Origin of the sequence: Bacteroides pyogenes DSM 20611 = JCM 6294 (genome assembly GCF_000428105.1) — a bacterium.
GTDB classification, from domain to species: Bacteria; Bacteroidota; Bacteroidia; order Bacteroidales; family Bacteroidaceae; genus Bacteroides; species Bacteroides pyogenes.
The window spans coordinates 1-1,840 of record NZ_ATZH01000072.1 but is presented as its reverse complement, the minus strand read 5'-3'; the positions used below and the strand labels follow the sequence as shown (position 1 = coordinate 1,840).

The 1,840-nt window shown below is 45.7% G+C and carries 2 protein-coding genes and 1 pseudogene; all 3 read left to right on the top strand.

Annotated elements, in window-relative coordinates; translation table 11 throughout:
• Positions 1-291: hypothetical protein (locus C234_RS17915; RefSeq protein ID WP_211231535.1), on the top strand; the 291-nt coding region annotated here is incomplete at its 5' end.
• A gap of 451 nt (positions 292-742) precedes the next feature.
• Positions 743-1,333 (top strand): annotated as a pseudogene (locus C234_RS16870) (carboxypeptidase-like regulatory domain-containing protein); the annotation flags it as partial.
• 64 nt (positions 1,334-1,397) lie between these two features.
• Positions 1,398-1,829, top strand: coding sequence for a hypothetical protein (locus C234_RS0112890; protein ID WP_027326091.1), 432 nt, complete (start codon positions 1,398-1,400; stop codon positions 1,827-1,829).
• The last annotated feature ends 11 nt before the right edge of the window (positions 1,830-1,840 follow it).

The following is a 1,840-nucleotide window of genomic DNA, read 5'->3' as shown; positions in this document are numbered from 1 at the left end:
CTTTTAAAACAACATCCAAATATACAAAGGAGTTTTTTTGAAGAAAATGAAAAGGAAAAACATAAGAGGCTAAAGGACAGGAAGATGAGAAAGGACATTAAAGAAAGACAAGCTATCTACTCCTCGCCTGTTGTTGCCCCCCGGCAGAAATATCCGGAGAGCCACAGGTGCTGCCCATATACGATATACCGGTCAAAACGAAAACCTGCCTGCCATACATATATAATATATAACCTTCCAATGCACGGTTGTTGCTGTCGGTCCCCTTCACTGCTTGCCATACACATATAATATATAAATAACGGGGTCTCTTGCTGCGGGAGATTATTACCCATGTGAAGAGGCGGGAAGCAGAGTGCAAGGCAAGAAAGCAAGAGAAAAACTGCCGGCGAACTCGCTTGTAGAAAACCCAAACACACGCTGAAAAAATTGCCTGCGTTTATGCTAAACCCAAGCTTTTTCTTTTAAACAGTTGATCCCCTGACGGACATGTACCATTCGTCTTTCGTCTGTGTTTTATTCGTCTGTCGAACGGGAGACGAATAAAACACAGACGAAAGACGAATAGTTTTTTAAAAGGAAATTGCTATTTCTTTAAACATTCGGACTGTCGGATGTGACTGAGATCCCCATTCGAACTTAACAGAACCGCAACAAATATGTAGAAGAACCTACATGCAACCGTATTATCAACGTAATTTCATCGCCTCATCTTTGCAATGACTTAAGAAGTATAGAGTATATGAAAAAGATCTCCTCCATTCTTCTTTTGATGATATTGCTTACAGCAACTGCCGAAGCAGGAATAATCAAAGGAAGTATCAAAGACAAACAAACCAAAGAGCCGCTCACGGGGGCGACTGTACAAATTGCAGCAATAAATGCCGGAACTGTCGCAGACCTCAACGGCAATTACACGCTACACGTGGCAAACGGGATTTATACCATAACGGTAACATATATCGGGTACAAACCGATTGAGCTGAGAGACATAAAAGCAGAAAAAGAGACTACGCTGAATTTTGAGATGGAGGCCGATTCGAGAGCTTTCTCGTTCGACCTGATCCCCTCCTCGCAACTGGACAACATGATTGTAGTGAAAAGCCCCGCTCCCGAATACCCGTCGGACTTCACGGGAGGGTTTATCCTGATTCAAACAAAGGATGTTCCGTCTAAAAGTTCGTTCTCGATCAACTTAAACGGCGGGCTGAACGACCGTACGCATTTCAACAGTTTCTTGTACGAAAAAGAAAGCGGAACCGATTTCCTGGGATTCGACAACGGACTGCGTAGCCTGAAAGGAGGCATTGACGGTATGATGAATCCTGTCGACGGACTATCAGGCAGCCATACAAATCCGCAGGTACAGCAACCTTAGCTGTTTCAATTCCATCGCTGTGGGGTATCCGGTAGGCCTCATCATCGAAAATGACAAAGGAGACGCTCAAGGCTCCGCCGCCAAAGGCGAGCTGAAGCTCCGCAACATTTGGTTTGCCGACATGGCTCTTATGGGAAGCGACAAAAATTCAAGCTTTACGACAGGCGAAAAGGCATTCTCAAAAACATTCTTCGAAACACAGCCGGGCAACAAAGTCGTCACCACCGCAGAGCTGAGCATGAAGGCAGGCAATTACCTGAAAGCTCCCTGCATTCCGGGTAAAGAAGCGCAAGCGGCGGCTTCATTCGCCGATGCAATGCTTTCCGAAGGATTCGAACAAGTAGCCTACATCGGCGCTTTCGGCAGCTGGCGAAAACGGAGCATGCCCACCCACTCAGGACGGTTCTATCCACCCTTTTTTGATGCGATAAGCGGCTTAAAATCGGCTTAAAAAACGGAGTA